Genomic DNA, 17,580 nt, shown 5'->3' with positions numbered 1-17,580 from the left:
CTTATCTGGCATCTACTCTTTAAACACAAACTCCCCTTAAATCGAAAATGATTAAGGGGAGTATTATATACGATGCAATTATAGTTCAGATTTCACTCGAACAGAAACATTATTTTTAATTATATTTTTGACATCTTTAAAGCTAACAAAATTGTTACTTTTCTCATCCCAAAGGCGGAAACGTAGTGATTGTAAGCTTGTAGCAAGCGTAATCGTTGGTACATTTTTTAACGGAAGCGTATTATTGTGTGCCTCTTCTAGTTTATAGTTAGGTACTCTTGGGCTTAAATGGTGAACATGATGGAATCCAATATTACCCGTTAGAAATTGCAAAATTTTAGGAAGCTTATAAAAAGAACTTCCTTCCACTGCCGCTTTCACATATTCCCAATCTTTATCCTCTTCAAAATAAGAATCCTCAAATGTGTGCTGTACGTAAAACAACCAAATCCCTACTGAACCTGCTATTAAAAATATAGAACCATGTACTAAAAGAAACGATTGCCATCCAATTTCCCAGCAAAGCATTCCTATAATAGCAACGATTAAAATATTCGTTAAATAAGTGTTCATACGTTCTTTTTTTCTAGCACCTTTTCGGTTAAATCTATTTTTAAGCAGGAAAACATAAATCGGGCCTAACCCAAACATAACGAATGGATTGCGATATAAACGATATGCTAAACGGAGTCTAAATGGTGCAGCTACATATTCATCAACTGTAAGCGTCCAAATATCCCCTGTACCCCTCTTATCCAAATTACCACTTGTAGCGTGGTGAATAGAATGTTCATGCCCCCACTGATCAAATGGGAATAATGTTAAAACACCCATACACGTTCCAACTATTCTATTTGCACGTCGACTTTTAAAGAACGAATAATGGGTGCAATCATGAAAAATAATGAAAATCCTTGTCATAAATCCAGCGGCTAACAGTGCTGGAACTAATGTTAACCAATAAGAAACTGACAAACTTTTATAAGCAAGGTACCATAAAATAATAAATGGCACGATTGTGTTGATCAGTTGCCAAACACTTTTTTTAATCGTTGATTTTTCAAAAGGAGCAACTTGTTTTTTTAAATTTTTAGTATTTTCTAAGGTCATTGTTCTAATTCCTTTCCTTTTTGTTGCTAATTCATATTATAGCACACTATTAGTATCAGGTGTTAAAAGTAGCTATAATAAATATTTTATACTATGAAAATCTCTTTTTTCTTACTCATTACTTACAAATTTCTTACGTCCAAAATAGCTTCTATAATTGGACAGACGGAGCATTTTATGTATCAAAGAAACTTCGAATTTTTCCAATAAGTACATAAAAAAACAGAGAGTTTTTTCACAAGAAGAAAAGAGCTGTCATAAGTCAGTTTCACCGACTTGTGGCAGCTCCTCTTCGTTTTACCTTATTTTATCGATGAAGCCAAACCGCACCTGCAGACTTGTCTTCAGCTTGGCCTACTACTTCAAACTTCAGTCCTAGTTTCGGCAACTTACGTCCTGCATCAGGAATGATGCTGTTGATATATTGCTTAGAATCATCAAATTTTGCCACTCCTGGTAATCCTTTATAATCAAAGATACCGCGAGTTGGTGAATTTACTTTCCATGCTGGTGTTTGATCAAATGAGAATGCCGCATCGGCAATTTGATAACGCGTACTGCTCTTCACAGTAGGTTGTCCGTTTAATGTCCCTACAATTGCCTCTGGATGGGAATCTACTACTCCTAAGAACCCTTCACCTGGATGAACGCCTACCCAGTTATCTGTAAAGCTTTGATCCGCATACCATACAACCATTCCTGTATTAAATACTGGGCCACGTGCATGTTGTAACGCAGTGTCAGAACCAGCGTAATTTCTCCACTCTACATAGTAATTATGTTTTTTCTGTTCAAATCCGTTAGACACAGTAAAGCCTTTTAACGTCATTGCTGGCTGACCTTCTGCATCATCAGAGAAAACAACTTTTCCATCTACAGTTAATGCTGCATTATCTAACGCAAATCCTTTATAAGCTACTGCAATATCTGTTAAGTACTCAAATTGCAGTTTTACTTTTTTTCCTTTGAATTGGCTTAAATCGTATGATTTATCAACCCACTTACCATCAGTTGTATCCGCGCCGCCTTTTACATCTTTTTCGCCCATTCTATCAATGCGTGTCTTCGTTCCATCTTCTGCAATCGCATATACGTCAAGGAAATCATACTTCGCTTCAAGTTCGTAAAATGCCTTATAATCGAACTTAGCATCCTTTGCATTTGTTAAGTCAAATACTGGTGTCTCAAGTGTTGTATGAATGTCATTTCCTTTTGTACTATAATAGAACTTCTTACCAAACGCCGATTCGATATTTTTTATATCTTTGTCCGGCAAGTTAACACGAACGATTCCAGGTCGTTTAGATTTTGTAGTACTTTGATCTACATATGTCGCAACACCGATGCCTTTGCTAAGTTTGTCATAATCTACTTCAAGGATATTCGCCCAATTCCCCTTCATATTCTTTTGGAAAAACTCTTTATTTTGTGGTGAGAAACTCGTTGGCTCTGTTCCTGCAATTTTTCCAGCCCAGCTACCACCACTCATAATAGACCATGACTCAACAGGTTCACCTTGTCCTGAGTACTTTGTATCATATTCATCTGGTAAGCCTAAATCATGGCCATACTCATGTGCAAACACACCAACCGCTCCGTCTTCAGGCTCGATTGTATAATCGTATGCAGCCATCTTTCCGCCCCAGTTCGAAACAGAAGATTTCGTGCCATCAATTGCATATGGTTTTGAACCTAGTTTTGAACGATGTGACCAAATCGCATCATCTTTCAATTTACCGCCGCCAGCTTCTTGACCAACGCCAGCATGTACAACCATTAAATGATCAATAATTCCATCTGGCTCATTTTTATTTCCATCACCATCTTGATCGTATTGATCAAATTGGTCATAGTTTGCTAAATTGATTCCTTTTGCTACCGCTGCTTTTAATGCTTCTTTCACAAAATCTTTTGGTCCTAAAGGCCCCTTGTTATCATGCCCAGTACCCGCATCAGCACCATAATCTGATGCTTTTCCTGGAACAGTAAGCCATTCTGTTACAGTCCCATCAACTGTATAGCTACCACCAGATTGTTCTTCATAATATTGCTTAAATGTGTTAATCTTCGATCCATCAAATAAAGTGAATGGTTCATCACCAAATAACATTTTTTGATAATGTTCACGATTAAAGTCCTTAGAATACATGTATCCTGGCTCTTGATCAATATTGTTATGCTTAAAATCGCTAAATTCTACAAGTAAAACAAGTACTTTATCTTTTCGAACAGCTCCATTGTATTCTTCTTGCTTCGCTGATGTAGTAGGTACTTTTCCATTTAATTTCCCTGGATTTAATGCTGCACCTTGTCCAGCTACTGGGCCTACTTCAGGCTGCTGTGCCTGTTCATTTTCCTTCATTTTTGCATCTTTTACTTTTTTCATAAAATCAGAAGCTTCTTGTGTAAGACTATCTCCTGTTAAGATTTCTTTCCCAGGGTTTTCCCCTTTCTTTTTCTCAACATATTTTTCGACAGCTTTTGACGTCTCAGCTTGTGATGCAGATTGATCAATTACCCCCCGCTGTTTTAGCGCTTCTGCCAAACGCTCCTCCGGTATTAAGTGCTCATCTATTGGTAGAGATGATGTTGGTGTCTCAGCATACGCTGCGTGACCTCCAAAAGCAAACGTACTACTTAGTACCGCTGCTGTTGTTAATACCGCTAATGGTTTTAATTTCTTTTTCTTTTTCAATGTATTTCCTCCCCAGTGTCTGCAAATTATCGTTTTTTGCCGATAACAACATAATATTCGTTATAATACGAATATTCAATCTTTTTCAACAAATAAAATGTTGAGAAATATTTTTTTATGCAGAGTGAAATACAAAAGATAGAAAAACAAACAGGCTCTCCTATAAATAACAGTGAACTTTTATATGTTCTTAGTTACAATCAAAATCCAGTAAATCTGAGATTTATATTTTTTTAATAAAAATAAGAATTAAATATTTTCTATACTATTTAATCTATGGATTACCACATTACTCACTATTCTCATTATTACAAGCTAATAGTGGTTCGTACATCATTATAGCGTGATTCTCCGTTACATATTGATCTTCTATTAACTGTTTCTGTTGATTATATACTTTACGTTGAATCACATTATGTCGTATATAACCGCCCCAGTATGCAGGTTGAATTGAGTGTTCTTTCTCATACACTTCATATTGATAAAGTTGCGGATAGACTGTTCTCCATTCACCAACTAAATATTCATCTGTCATATAAAGGTGAAGTTGATACGGTTGGTCCGTTTCATTTTTAATTTGTAAATCCAAATAGTTATAGGAACAAGTCGCTCCACTCCCAAACGGTTGAGTTCGCCTAGAATCAGGAAAGACATCAAAGCTATGACGATATCGTTCTGTTACTGTCAGTGGTGTATGTAAAGTCATCCAATATATTAAATTCGAAAGCTGACAAAGACCTCCTCCAATACCTGTTTGAAAAGATCCGTAGTGTAATACCATACCTTCTACATACCCTTTTTTCCTCGTAGGCTTACCTATTAAACGCCAGTAAGAAAATGTTTCTCCTGGTCTAATGACGATACCATTTAGTTTTTTAACAGCAATTTTCAAATTAACAACCTTATTCTGTTGATACCACATATCTACATCTTTGAGCTTACGAAGTAATATCGTTCGGTGCTGAATTGCTGTACAAGGTAGCTTTTCTTGTTGGAGCCTTTTTGCATATGTTTTTCCGTCTACTAACCACTGAATGTATCTCTTTGTAGAGTAATACCACGTCCCTAGCATAATGCGATACTTAGACCGCTGTTTAGGACGTAAGTGCACTATATTCATTTTATTCCCTCTCTCTTTCTTCAACTAAATTCTAATATACCTCTAATTCAATGAACTACAGTTTTCTTAGCTGCATAATAATTTTCGTAAATAAAGTGAAACTTTAATTAGCCCTCACCAATCGGGCTTTTACAGGCAGCCCGATCCCCACCTAACTTCTTTGCTTTCGCTGAATTTTGAGGTGGGGGTCTTACTGCCCAGCAAATAGCGGGATAAAAAAGACGCAAAAAAATAATAAATTTACTCTAGTGGAGATTTTATTTTGATGCTTGCTTTATAATTATATGAAACTGCGCTACAATACGATAAATTGAAATAAACATATTATAAATATAACGAATAATATTAAATAAGAAATAATGAAAATTAAAGAAACTCTAAAGTATTAATATATTTTTCATAAATATTAATTGATAATACATTAGACTTTACTATATGTATAAATTCTCTATTCTACAAAACGAAATTTTTTAATGTAAGAAAAAAATATAATTCCCCTTTAACATTTATACAAGTCTCATCTGGAAAACTTTCCAAAACAATCCGAACCCTTATATTTAGAATAAACGCAAAAAATTGCCACCAGTTAGCTTAACTGGTTAGCAATTTTTTAACGAGAATGCTTTACAAATAGTTGAATTGCTTCTTCTGGTACATAGCACTTTCCATTACTCTCTACAATAATACTTCCTAATTCATACCCTTTACCATTGATACGAATTATATTTTTGTTACCAAATAGTTGTGCTTCTACTTTATTATGTTTTACCACGAGTAACGAGTTTGCTCCTTCGGTTTTGTCAGCTGTTACAGTTGCACCGACTTTCTTAAAGGCTTGTTCACTCTCTAAAAATATTTTATTCGTTACTTCTTCTAAGTTAAAGCCCATCGCTTTCGCCATCGTCTTCGCAATGTCTGTATTTTGGATTAAGCCTTCTGGTTTTTGAGGTCCATAAGAATGTAAAAATACATCCTCACCTGTATGTCCTCCTGTCGTAAAGCCGATATTTGCACGATTAGCCAATAATATAGTAAGAATTCGTCCTACATCCATTTTCTTTTTTGCCGCTTTTAATTTTTCTTTTTCATCATGAGTTAGATTATCCAAACCGTATAGTTTAGCTACATCTTCTACATTTGATAAATCAGATTTCAGTTTATTTATAGTTCCTTCAAGTGTCATTTTCGCCTTTTTCAATGAATCAATGTATGCAGAAACCGGTGTAGTATTGTATCCTTTTGTCGTATTTCTATTCCCTATAGAGATACCGCTGTTACCATGATCAGTTAAAGCTATGAGCATCGTATCCCCATCTTTCTTCGCAAATTGTAATGCCTTTGCTACCGCTTCATCAAATGCCAATACATCACTAATCATCCCAATTGGATCATTAGCATGCGCTGCCCAATCAGGCTTACTACCTTCTACGAATAAAAAGAAACCATCTTTGTCTTTTGATAATGTTTGAATTGCTTTTTCTGTCATTTGAGAAAGTGTTGGTTGTTCTGGATTTGTTGCTATACGATCTATATCAAACGCAAGAGCATGATTTGAGAAAGAGCCCCAAATTTTATTAGATTTGGAGTTCAATAACGCATCTTTCGTTTCAACAAAATCGTATCCTTTGTCTTGAATCACCTTTACTAAATTTTCACCATCTTTTCGGATTCCATTACTTTTCATAGGTAGCAGCGCCGCTTTTCCCCCGCCTAATACGACATCTATATTTTGATATACTTGCTGCTTCGCAATTACGTCAAATTGCTTGCGATTGACATGGTGAGCCGAGAATCCCGCCGGAGTAGCATGCTGAATTTCAGATGTAGCAACAATTCCAGTTGCACGGCCAGTACGTTTTGCACCTTCCAATACGTTTGCGACCGGTCGTAACTTGTCCTCTTCTTTTATTGGCTTTAAGTTAGGTGAATTTACAATAGAAGGTAGTACGCCTACATATCCTGAATTCGATTTATTTCCAGTTGCTAATGCTGTTGCTGCTGGCGCTGAGTCTGTAATAGCTGATTCCGCCGAAAACGTACGAACACCTCCTGTTACAATTTGATCTAACGTAAGCGGTGCCCCTTTATACCAGCGAGCCAATGTTGTCGCCGTTGAACTCGTTCCATCCATAACCATCATAATTATATTTTTAGGCTGGTGTTCTACTTTTTTCACCTTAGCTTTGGCCGCATGATAATTCATCATACTTTCCGTACTTAATACGCTTACTATTATAGCTCCCACTAATAGTAATTTTTTCATCTTCACACCATAATTAACCATGATTGTTCCTCCATAAACTTTGCATTCATTTCAATACACCTTATTTCCTTTTTCATTCCACAACCTACATATGTTTTATTAGTTCCCAATTCTTATAAAGCTAACAATAGTTACTTTCTCTTTCTTTCCTTAATTAAATACCGGTATGTGTCATCTATCTTATAAAAAAGATTTAGCATCCTTTTCATTAATTACTTGCGTAACAATAAATCCTCGATTAAAAGGAATAAAAATTTATTGTTAAACAATAAATTTTATGTTAAATTAATAAGATAATAAATAAATGAGGTGCTTTTTATGAAACAAGGATCCACACTCTTTTTAAAGACCGTTGTGATTCTGATCGGAATCCCCGTTCTTGCTATGTGCATTTTTTTAGTCCCTAAAATAGGAAATTTCGCCGCAGAATTATATCCAGATATTTCATATATTAAATATCTTGTATTTATCAATTTATACGCAACAGCAATACCTTATTACTTCGCACTGTACCAAACATTTAAGCTTTTAAACTATATTGATAAAAACAACGCATTCTCAGAGTTATCTGTTCAAGCTTTAAAAAATATTAAGTACAGCGCATTGGCAATTAGTGTATTATATGTATTAGGTATGCCACTTTTCTATCTCGTGGCAGAGAGAGATGATGCCCCTGGCATTATTATTATCGGAATGATTATGATTTTTGCTTCAATGGTAATCGCGGTCTTTGCTGCCGTTCTCCAAAGACTATTAAAAGATGCTATAGATATAAAATCAGAAAATGATTTAACGGTCTGAGGTGAATAATATGGCAATTATTATTAATATTGATGTAATGTTAGCAAAAAGAAAAATGAGTGTAACAGAACTTTCGGAGAAGGTTGGAATTACAATGGCTAACCTTTCTATCTTGAAAAATGGAAAAGCAAAAGCAGTCCGTTTTTCAACTTTAGAAGCAATATGTAAAGCATTAGAATGCCAACCGGGGGATATTTTAGAATATCAACCTAAAGATACCGAATAAAAAGAGTCCTTCATACGAGTAATGGGTTCAGTTTAGGAAGAGAAAAATGCTAATAAACATTAGAAATAACAAACTAAAACGCTCAGAAAATATTCTGAGCGTTTTTTATTTCCTTCTTCAACTAAAGCACCAGTTAGTGTAAAAAGCTATTTCACCATTTGTATGGCTAACTTATCTTTTAACATTGACCTATATGAGTCAATTTCATATTTTGTATTATTGATTGTTTCTTTTTTCATTTTTAACATATCGAATATTTCTAATTCTAAATTCCTTCTAGCTTCAAGAACTTTTATCGCTCCTTCTACACCTGAATGGTGATGTTCTTTCCCATAGCCTTGGTTAGTGTAATAGTCGATAATTCCTGTGGACCATTCTGGAGTTCTTTCTTTTAACGCCTTCCTAAATGAAAATTCAAGATTATCTTGTTCTACATACAATAACATTGGGTTTAAATTCTCTATGATTTTTGCAACTTTCATTACATAATTTATTATTTTTTCTTTTTGTTCACCATATTTAATCATCCCAATAGTTAATGGATTTTGTATGAAACAACATTCAAAGATATAAACCTTATTGTCTTCTAGAGCGATTTCAGTAAAGTCATTCCATTTGTCAGCAATTAATTCAACATTTTTATCGAATGGTAATTCGTATATATCATTTTTTAAAATAATGTTAAATAATTCGTCCGAAAACTGGTCACCAAACTCATTTTTCATCTTTCTGTATGGTAATAAATAATTGCTTCCTTTTTTTAGAACTTTCTTAAGGAGCACTTCTTTAAAATCTCCACTGTTAGATAATAATCTATTGAACTCAAATTTATTAAAACAAGATACACCATCATAGTCGGCTGGGTGGTTCAAATTTCCCTCTAAAAATAGTTCAACTTCAATTTTATTTTGGCTTAGAATTTCATTTATTAGCTTTGCAGTGGTTGATTTTCCAAATCCAGGTAACCCTTCTACTATTATTAGTTTTGTATTCATAGTTATAAACCCCTATCTTCAAAGTATTTAACCAAGATTAAAAAAATCACTTAATCCACTACAATCACCCCTTCAAAATATGATATTTACCATTACCTTTGAAAAAACCTTCTTAAAGTAATCTGAACGCTAGTTTAAGAACATTTTTTCACAATCTCTATAATTATTTTAACATAAATTTTCCATTTATCTTATTATTTAGAACGCTATTTAACTATATAAAAGCGCTTAAACACTGAAATAACAATAAAAAAAGGGATGCTAAATCATAAGTGATTTACATCCCTAATTTGTATGTTATTTTATATTTTCACTCCCGTAACTATACCCGTTATCATACGAAAAGGACTCTTTTTATTTCACATTACGGCGCAAAACTAATTTGACCAGTAAACAATAGGATAATCGCTATGATCCAAAATATAAAAAATGATGAGGACAGTATTAATGAAAGGATAGCAATCCCCTTCTTCTCTGTTTTTTTCGTCATTGTGATTATTGAAAGCATGATACCTACACCTGTCAGGGCAATTGTAATATAATCTCCAACTATATTACCTGCATTCGCTATCCTTGTGGCGTTATAAAAACGAATAGAAAACACAAAATGCCGATGAGTAAAGATATATAGCTTATTATACTGTACTTCTTTTTAGGAACTATTTCTGTTTTCATACTAATCCCACCCCTTCTATATAGCTATGAGTTTATATTAGCATGAATAACCATAATTTGGTTATGATAAAAAGCAGATAAAACGGACACTATCACTTTATCTGTCAGTTTATTTCTATCTAACAACTAACCTGACTATTTCTTTACTAAAGATATACAATCATTCTTTAATCCACGGCAATTGGTATATAATAGCTCTAAAAAATAAAGACTGTACCTTTAAAATGAAAGATACAGTCTTTATTAATAACTTTTTTTATAAAGAAAACTCTCTATCACTCACTACCTTAAAAAACTCCGAGTAATGTGATAAAGAATAATCCGCTACATCACAATTACCTTGAAACATACATGTTGAAATACCTAATTCTTTTGCAGGTAATAAATCTAATTCTCTATCTCCAATAGCTAAATCAATATTGTATTTTTTATGCAGATGATTATAAGCTAAAGAGTTTGGCTTTCGAGGAAAGCCATCGTCAATTGTAACCATATCTACGAAGTATTTTTCCCAGCCGTAATATTTTAAAATGCCCATAACCCCTTCCCTATGTTTATGGGTCATAATCACATTTTTATTTGCAAATTTCAAAACCTCTTCGACACCTGCAAAAGGTTTCATATCTTTTGACGTGAATTTTCCCTTCAAAACTTTAATCTTTTCTTCCTGCTCGCATGAAATATTATAATACTGAATTGCATGAGAGTATGATATTTTTAAGTTTTTGTATATTTCTTGTTTTTCTACTGAATCACCTAATATTTCAGAAAGCATCATTGTATATGCAGGATACGTATCAAATAACGTCCCATCAAAATCCCATAAAATATTCATTCTATTCACCTTCTATGTTCAAATCATTTAATGACTAAATCCGCCCTATCCCTCGGCGATTCCATTTCTAAGTAATAATCCTCTGCTTTCCAATACCTATTTTCAAACTTTGAAAGGTTTTTCTGTGTCTCCTCACTCTCACGTAGAAACCTTGTCTCTCTTGGACAGTCCAAATAGACCATATAATGAAAGAAATCTCTCCATTCTTTTCGCTGCAGAAAAACTCCTTCAATAACAATTACGCCTACAATAGGAATCTGTACTTTTTTCATTTCACATGAGTCTGTTTCCTCTTGATAAAAAGGCAAAATTAATTTTGTCTCATGTTGTAACTTCTGAAAAAACTTCTGCCTCAAGTATGTAATATCCCACTGTAAACAATAATACTCATACCATTCTTCATGGTTTGTATAATAGCGTCGATTACGCTCCACTATATGATCATCAATATGGAAAATATGAAACGGAATGCCTTCTTGTTTCATATTTTCTTTTAAATTTGCTACGAATGTTGTTTTTCCTGAACGACTTAAACCATCTATACCTAAAATGAATCTATTTTCCCTATGATTCTTCATAATCGTTATAAGTTCGTTTGTACTCATTACTTCATCCACTCTTCTTTTAATAAAGAATATAAAATGGTATCATGAGCAACTCCATTTTGAATCATATGTTTTCGAAGTAATCCTTCTTCTTGAAATCCTGCTTTTATTAACAACTTTTGAGAAGCTTTATTTTCTACATATACAACCGCTGCGATTCTTATCAGTTGCAGCATTTCAAATCCGTAAGCTAAAATCGCTTGTAATGCTTCCGATGCATATCCTTGTCCCCAATATGTATCATCTAATTCATAACCAATTTCAGCTCGTTTATGATTATTATTAATTAAATGAAATCCGCACGTTCCGATTAATTGGCCCGTCCCTTTTTTCTCGATTCCCCAGCGAAATACACTGCCCTCTTCATAACGATTTTTAAACGTTTGAATCGTTGTTTTCGCTTGCTCAATATTTTCAAAAGAATCCATTCCGAAATAACGTATAACTGATTCTTTCGAAAAATATTGGAACATCGTTTCTGCATCTAATAGTGTAAGTTCTCTTAAGAGTAAACGTTCTGTTTCTAGTTTTGGAAATCCCATCTCTCTTTCTCCCTCTATTCTAATGAACTGCAAATTTCAATATAATTTCCATCTGGATCAGCAATGTAGGCAATTGTTTGTCCCCACGGTTTTACAATAGGTTCAACTAAAATCTTGATTCCTTGTTCTCTAAATTGCTCAATCGTTTCTTGTACATTCTCAACAACGAATCCTAATTCGAAATGAGAAGACTTTAATTCACCTTCTGTAAGCGGTAGTCCTGTTAATTCTTTCACATCTTGCCGCGTATTCATCGCTAAAATGGTAGTTCCAGTATTAAATTCAATATATGTACCATGCTCTGCTTTTATAGGTAACTGTAAAATATCTTTATAGAATTTTAAACATTCCTCAAACTTTTCTACATATAAAATGATGTACTTCATTTTCAAATCCATTTTACATCCCCCTTTATATCTATCCCTAAAATTTCGACAAAAGTCTCACAAAAACCTTGTTCCTTGTAGTAATGAGCAAAAAAAATGAGGCCGATTTCTCGGCCCCCCAGCTTATTGGCATAAAACAGGAGATTTGGTTTGGACATAACCAGTTCGTGCTTTTATTATATTTTATTTTTTCTGAATTTTAAATACATTAAACACCTATTTATATTGAGAAAGTTTTTTGCTTGCATAAAATTAAAGATTTTAAGAAATGATACAAATGGAGGTGTATACATATGGAACCAATGCTATGTCCAAGCTGTAAAACGAACCGTACTCGCTTTAATATTCTTGAACAACAAGTAAAACCAGTCAAATTAAATCCACAAACTGGTCAAGTAGAAGAAGAATACACAAATGAAACGATGAATGCTTTTCATATGGCCTATCAAGGACCTACATACCGTGTCCAGTGTGCTGTATGCGGACTTGTTGAAAACCCAGAACAATTTATTAAACCTGCGCAAAATCAGTCTTTCTAATAAAAACATTATTATCCCTTGTAGAAATAGATTTTTCTATAAGGGATTTTTCCATTTAATAAGTTAATTAAAGATGTATTTCTTCCTTATTATATATTAAAACCCATACCCTTTTGGTAATATTTACATAAGGGAGGTAAAACAAATGATTTTAAATAAAAAGATAATGCTTCCATCAACATTTATACTAGTAACTTGCCACATAGTCATCTTTTACTTTTGGATCTTCGATTTTGAAAAAATAACGACTCCTTACGGTCTAACAATATGGATTGTTTCTACTATTTGTGGTCTTTTACTTTATTACCATTTTAAAAATCAAAAATCTAATAAAGTGATATTTATTGCTAATTCTTTATTATTAATTATTTCTTCTTCATTTATGATTTTTTTAGGTATTGTTACTGGTATTATCTTTGTAACTGTTAATTCTATGAATTAAAAAGGTAGTCTTTTATTATGTAAAAAAGAATGAACAAAATAAATATATATAAAGATTAGAGAAGATGATTTCCCAATATATCTTCTCTAAGAATATCACTCTTTGTTAAAATATTTCCTTTTTCATTTTTTTAAGCTTTCTAAATAAATTAATAAACGCATATGAATATATACAAACTAAAAACCCTACCATACCTCTATATAATCCTGATTCTGATACTCCAAGAAAACATAAGTAAAGCACTGGAATTAACGTTACAAACATAATTGCAACGAACTGTATCAATTCAACAAGTTTTTGTATCTTCGTTTCTTTGTCTGAATAAATATCAGGTAACTCATTTTCCTCGTCTACTTCTTTACAGAAATAATTCCATTTCGCAAAACTCGTTACATGTTTCCAGCCACACATTTCATATATATCAATATATTCTAGTTGTTTTTCTTTCGAATCTATATAATCCAGTCTAAAATCCGCTTTATATATTACATCTTTCGGTTCAGTTTTCTTAAACGTATACATTACATTATACTTTTGTAAAGCCCATCCTTTTTGATGCATTCTTCTTAAAAAAGCTTCTTCTTTTTCCAAGCTCCATATCGCGAAAGGTTTGAATAACTTCTTTGTCTCCATATTCCATTCACTCCCCTAATATACTATTCCCATTCCTTACAGATCTCTGTAACCTGTTATACTCGAGCTCTAACACTTCTCTCCCAAACGTTGTTAACTCATAGCACTTCTTTCTATCTGTAGAGGCAACTTCAACAATTAATTTTTCTTTTAGTAATTTCGTCGTATTCCCGTATAACGTACCAGGACCGAGTTTTACTTCTCCATTTGTCATCTCTTCTACCATTTGCATAATTCCATAACCATGCATTGGCTTTACAAGTGACAATAATATGTAGTATGTCGCCTCAGTTAACGGAATATATTTTTGCGCCTTCGCATTCATTATAACTACCTCCGATACATCGCCTTATGATATATCGACTAACGATACATCATATACCGATATTGTATAATCATATTCCAAAATATGCAAGCTTAATTTAATAATTAAATATCTATTTCTTTGAATTAAAAAATCATACTAATTTTCTGAATAATTTGTTAAAATATAGAAATATTAGCTCTTTTATACTGAAAGGAATGGTACATATGATAAATAAATTGAAAGAAAACATAGGATCTGTGTTTGTTGGTAAAGAAAATGTTATTGATCTACTGCTTGTTTCACTGCTTGCTGATGGACATGTACTACTCGAAGACGTGCCTGGTACTGGGAAAACGTTACTGGCGAAAACCATGTCAAAAAGTATTGGCGGTAGTTTTTCTCGTGTTCAATTTACCCCTGATGTACTTCCAAGTGATGTAACAGGTATTGAATACTTTAACCCAAAAACAAGTGAATTTGAGTTAAGAATTGGACCCGTTATGACAAACATTTTGCTAGCAGATGAAATTAACCGTGCAATGCCGAGAACACAATCTAGTTTGTTAGAAGCGATGGAAGAGCGACAAGTGACGCTTGAAAAACTGTCTACTCCTCTCCCAAAACCGTTCTTTGTTATTGCAACGCAAAACCCAATTGAATCACAAGGGACTTTCTCTCTTCCAGATGCACAGCTTGATCGCTTTTTAATGACGATTTCAATCGGTTATCCAACTCCTGAAGATGAGTTACAAATGATGCGACGTTTTCGTAACGATATACCGCTAGAACGTGTCACACCTGTTATCTCTTTAGAAGATATATTAGAATCACAGAAACGAATAAAAGAAATTTTCATATCAGAACCGTTAGAACATTACATAATTAAACTTGCACAAGCTACTCGAAATCACGATTACATCGCTAACGGTGTAAGCCCACGTGCCACACTTTCTTTAGTGCGCGCAGTTCAAGCATTAGCCTTCTTACGCGGGAGAGAATATTGCACCCCTGAAGATATACAATTTTTAACTCCTTCTGTTTGGAATCACCGTATTGTCTTATCAATGGAAGGTGCCCTGCGCACGACTAAAAATGATATAATGCAAAGTATTTTAAAAGAAGTTGACGTACCTGTGGAGATTGAGCAAGCATGAATGGACAGCGTGTTGTAACTGTACCTTTATTTTTTCAACTCCATATTATTCAACTAACTGTGCCAGGCGCTATACTATTTACCTTTTTTATGCCGCAACGAATTATAATGTTTCTCTTTTTCTCCTATTATTTATTTGCGATTTTCATTTATAAATATGTCGCTTACATAGAGAAAAAATTTGAAGTTATAAACGAGAGACAAACAACTCGGCTTTTCCCTGATGAATCTGGAAAGTTTTTTATTCATTTGAAAAACGGTGCACATATCCCTCTCGTTAATGGTGTTTGTTATTTTCATTTAGATTCGTCTCTTATACAGCATAAAGATCAAGGAATTGAACGAATATCAAAAACGTTATTCTCTTTTCCATTTTCACAACCTGCACATTCGGCGCAAAAATGGGATTTAACATTAACCGCAACGAAACGTGGTGTGTTTCAAATTGAACAGTTCGAATGCGTTTTAAAAGATCCTTTTCATTTATTAAATGTACACTTACCTGTTTTCGATAAGTTAAAAACTGAAATTATTGTGTATCCTTCTCCTAAAGAAGTAGCAGGTTTGCAAGAACTTCAGCAACTTCTAACTGGTTCTTATCGAACTAATTTTTCTTTTTACAATGATGAAACATCTATTATCGGTGTAAAGCGATATGAGCGTGAGTCTTTCCGCTCTATTCATTGGAAGGCATCTGCTAAAATGCAAGAATTACAAGCGAAGCAATTTGAACCTGTAAAAAATTATAGTTGGACGATTTGTCTTTCTTTAGCTGCCGATCGTGGATTTGGTTGGAAAGATAATGTTGAAGATTTAATTTCATTCACAACATACATTTGCCAATATGCAACGAAGCATCACATACCGTTTGAATTATTTATTAGTGTATTAGCAGAAGGTGGTGCATTACATTTATCGTTACATGAAGGGCAAACACAATATGCAAAAGCTTTAGAAGAATTAGCACGTATTTCAGATGATAGTACGTTACTTCCGAAACAAGGATTCCTTCATTATGTAACGAGAAAGAGAGAACGTTCGTCTACAATGATATACATTGGTTTACAGAAAAATGAACTCCCTCTTCTCTCGCAGCCAACGTTCCTCATTAATAGCGAAGGGATGGTGGAATTGGTTGAAAACTTGGCTCTATCACGTTAATGACTTTATTTTGCTTCTCCTCCTTTCATTATTAACAGAAAGGGATGACCTTGTTGCTATTGCCATATTTTTAGCGACAGGCTATGTAGGCGTATTTCTTATTCATAAATTTATGAATAAAAAAACAACAGGATTTGTCATACTGTTCATTACTCAAATAATTGGTTGTTCTTTCCTTCTCCCATTCTCTCTATTCGGCACAATTATGTTACCGCTTTTCTTCTTTATCGTACATGTAGTCGGACCAGGATATCCAGTTCAAAAATCGTTAGGCGGTATTGTTTGTTTTAGTATTTCAGCCATATTTTATGCGCCCTTTCCACCTTTGTGGAAGCTGTTACTATTAGTTATACACATTATGATTACATTTTGGTTAACTGGGGCAAATCGGAATCAACAGTTATTACGTTTCATTTCTATCATTACGATTGGTGTAATGAGTATAGTACTTGTTTTAGTTTTTCCTTTTATTCGTCTTATTTTTAGCTTTATCACAGAAGTAGTCGCGTTAGGAGTCGGTTATGTTATAAATCCATTTCTCGTAGCAGCTGAATTGAAAGATACTGAAGGGGTTTGGGCAAGTAAAGGGCATCTCTTAAAACCTAAAATTGAAGACAATGGGGAAAAACTTCCTGATTTTGACCCCACACTCATAAATAGCATTACCATAATAGCATGTACAGCTATCGCTATTTACGTCGTTTGGAAAATAGTAAAAAAACGAAAACAATTCAGTTTACCAAATATGCCCGCCTTCGAATCTACTATTATTACTAATAAAGAAGGAACGAACCAAAATCGTTTTAAACGAAATAAACCGCCGCATAACGAAATTCGGAAGGAAATTTTCAAGCTAGAGAGTAAGTTAACCCCTCCTTTAAATAGAAAACGGGGAGAAACTGTTGAGGCTTGGCTAGAAAGAATAAATGATGAAGAAGATGTAAATATTCAAAGTGATATTATTATAGATGCTTATAATACGGTGCGTTATTCAAATGGTAAAAGCATTGTACTTCTGCATGAATTTAAGGAAGAGATTCATAAGCTTTATGCCTATCAGAAAAGTTTGAAGAAACGAAAGAAATAACGTAA

General features: G+C 33.7%; 18 protein-coding genes and 1 pseudogene. 7 read left to right on the top strand and 12 right to left on the bottom strand.

The features are described from left to right. Window positions 1–78: 78 nt before the first annotated feature. From BM089_RS18960 to BM089_RS18945, 4 genes are all read right to left on the bottom strand, one after another. Window positions 79–1,110, bottom strand: a complete 1,032-nt coding sequence (locus BM089_RS18960; protein WP_090977721.1) for a Delta(5) desaturase DesA — start codon at window positions 1,108–1,110, stop codon at window positions 79–81. A 307-nt stretch (window positions 1,111–1,417) separates the two neighbouring features. Further along, window positions 1,418–3,805, bottom strand: coding sequence for an immune inhibitor A domain-containing protein (locus BM089_RS18955; protein WP_090977719.1), 2,388 nt, complete (start codon window positions 3,803–3,805; stop codon window positions 1,418–1,420). Between the two features lie 289 nt (window positions 3,806–4,094). Continuing rightward, window positions 4,095–4,925 carry a VanW family protein gene (locus BM089_RS18950; RefSeq protein ID WP_016081140.1) on the bottom strand — a complete coding sequence of 277 codons (831 nt, stop codon included), beginning with the start codon at window positions 4,923–4,925 and terminating at the stop codon, window positions 4,095–4,097. 610 nt (window positions 4,926–5,535) lie between these two features. After that, entirely contained in the window at window positions 5,536–7,209 is a 1,674-nt protein-coding gene (locus BM089_RS18945) for an alkaline phosphatase (RefSeq protein WP_000248720.1), read from the bottom strand. Between the two features lie 297 nt (window positions 7,210–7,506). Between BM089_RS18945 and BM089_RS18940 the strand changes: the two genes are divergently transcribed. Both BM089_RS18940 and BM089_RS18935 read left to right on the top strand, forming a co-directional pair. Next, on the top strand, window positions 7,507–7,989 hold the full coding sequence (locus BM089_RS18940; RefSeq protein WP_000809125.1) for a DUF2975 domain-containing protein: 483 nt from the start codon (window positions 7,507–7,509) through the stop codon (window positions 7,987–7,989). A gap of 10 nt (window positions 7,990–7,999) precedes the next feature. Further along, entirely contained in the window at window positions 8,000–8,215 is a 216-nt protein-coding gene (locus BM089_RS18935; protein WP_000974623.1) for a helix-turn-helix domain-containing protein, read from the top strand. A gap of 146 nt (window positions 8,216–8,361) precedes the next feature. On the opposite strand, the gene BM089_RS18930 is transcribed toward BM089_RS18935, so the two are convergent. The 6 genes and pseudogenes from BM089_RS18930 to BM089_RS18905 all read right to left on the bottom strand — a co-directional run bounded on the left by BM089_RS18930 (window position 8,362) and on the right by BM089_RS18905 (window position 12,265). Continuing rightward, window positions 8,362–9,210 (bottom strand): P-loop NTPase family protein, encoded by an 849-nt coding sequence (locus BM089_RS18930; protein ID WP_001093199.1) that lies wholly within the window; start codon window positions 9,208–9,210, stop codon window positions 8,362–8,364. 364 nt (window positions 9,211–9,574) lie between these two features. Beyond that, window positions 9,575–9,885: pseudogene (locus BM089_RS18925) on the bottom strand (hypothetical protein). A 256-nt stretch (window positions 9,886–10,141) separates the two neighbouring features. After that, window positions 10,142–10,720, bottom strand: a complete 579-nt coding sequence (locus tag BM089_RS18920) for an HAD-IA family hydrolase (RefSeq protein WP_016512647.1) — start codon at window positions 10,718–10,720, stop codon at window positions 10,142–10,144. Between the two features lie 23 nt (window positions 10,721–10,743). Continuing rightward, a complete protein-coding gene (locus tag BM089_RS18915) occupies window positions 10,744–11,325 on the bottom strand; it encodes a kinase (RefSeq protein ID WP_016512646.1) in 582 nt (193 codons plus the stop codon). Further along, a complete protein-coding gene (locus BM089_RS18910) occupies window positions 11,325–11,867 on the bottom strand; it encodes a GNAT family N-acetyltransferase (protein WP_090977717.1) in 543 nt (180 codons plus the stop codon). Before BM089_RS18910 ends, BM089_RS18915 begins: the two co-directional genes overlap by 1 nt. A 14-nt stretch (window positions 11,868–11,881) precedes the next feature. Beyond that, the gene (locus BM089_RS18905; protein ID WP_000364497.1) at window positions 11,882–12,265 is read right to left on the bottom strand and encodes a VOC family protein; all 384 of its coding nucleotides are present in this window, start codon (window positions 12,263–12,265) and stop codon (window positions 11,882–11,884) included. A gap of 281 nt (window positions 12,266–12,546) precedes the next feature. On the opposite strand from BM089_RS18905, the gene BM089_RS18900 reads away from it, so the two are divergent. Together BM089_RS18900 and BM089_RS18895 are read left to right on the top strand one after the other, a co-directional pair. Further along, on the top strand, window positions 12,547–12,792 hold the full coding sequence (locus tag BM089_RS18900; RefSeq protein ID WP_000433609.1) for a hypothetical protein: 246 nt from the start codon (window positions 12,547–12,549) through the stop codon (window positions 12,790–12,792). Window positions 12,793–12,937: 145 nt separating this feature from the next. Then, on the top strand, window positions 12,938–13,234 hold the full coding sequence (locus BM089_RS18895; RefSeq protein ID WP_000602670.1) for a hypothetical protein: 297 nt from the start codon (window positions 12,938–12,940) through the stop codon (window positions 13,232–13,234). 105 nt (window positions 13,235–13,339) lie between these two features. On the opposite strand, the gene BM089_RS18890 is transcribed toward BM089_RS18895, so the two are convergent. Together BM089_RS18890 and BM089_RS18885 are read right to left on the bottom strand one after the other, a co-directional pair. Beyond that, the gene (locus BM089_RS18890) at window positions 13,340–13,795 is read right to left on the bottom strand and encodes a DUF2812 domain-containing protein (protein ID WP_307839223.1); all 456 of its coding nucleotides are present in this window, start codon (window positions 13,793–13,795) and stop codon (window positions 13,340–13,342) included. Window positions 13,796–13,874: 79 nt separating this feature from the next. Further along, window positions 13,875–14,192 carry a PadR family transcriptional regulator gene (locus BM089_RS18885; protein WP_000991893.1) on the bottom strand — a complete coding sequence of 106 codons (318 nt, stop codon included), beginning with the start codon at window positions 14,190–14,192 and terminating at the stop codon, window positions 13,875–13,877. A 206-nt stretch (window positions 14,193–14,398) separates the two neighbouring features. On the opposite strand from BM089_RS18885, the gene BM089_RS18880 reads away from it, so the two are divergent. The 3 genes from BM089_RS18880 to BM089_RS18870 are packed head-to-tail and all read left to right on the top strand — an operon-like array spanning window position 14,399 to window position 17,575. Next, window positions 14,399–15,328, top strand: coding sequence for an AAA family ATPase (locus tag BM089_RS18880; protein ID WP_000608795.1), 930 nt, complete (start codon window positions 14,399–14,401; stop codon window positions 15,326–15,328). Further along, window positions 15,325–16,488, top strand: coding sequence for a DUF58 domain-containing protein (locus tag BM089_RS18875; protein WP_001014381.1), 1,164 nt, complete (start codon window positions 15,325–15,327; stop codon window positions 16,486–16,488). The genes BM089_RS18880 and BM089_RS18875 overlap by 4 nt, the downstream gene beginning before the upstream one ends. Next, entirely contained in the window at window positions 16,463–17,575 is a 1,113-nt protein-coding gene (locus BM089_RS18870) for a DUF4018 domain-containing protein (protein WP_061660018.1), read from the top strand. Before BM089_RS18875 ends, BM089_RS18870 begins: the two co-directional genes overlap by 26 nt. Window positions 17,576–17,580 lie beyond the last annotated feature (5 nt).

Origin of the sequence: Bacillus sp. 5mfcol3.1 (assembly GCF_900114335.1) — a bacterium.
Classification (GTDB): domain Bacteria; phylum Bacillota; class Bacilli; order Bacillales; family Bacillaceae_G; genus Bacillus_A; species Bacillus_A thuringiensis_S.
This window is presented reverse-complemented; position numbering and strand designations above follow the sequence as displayed.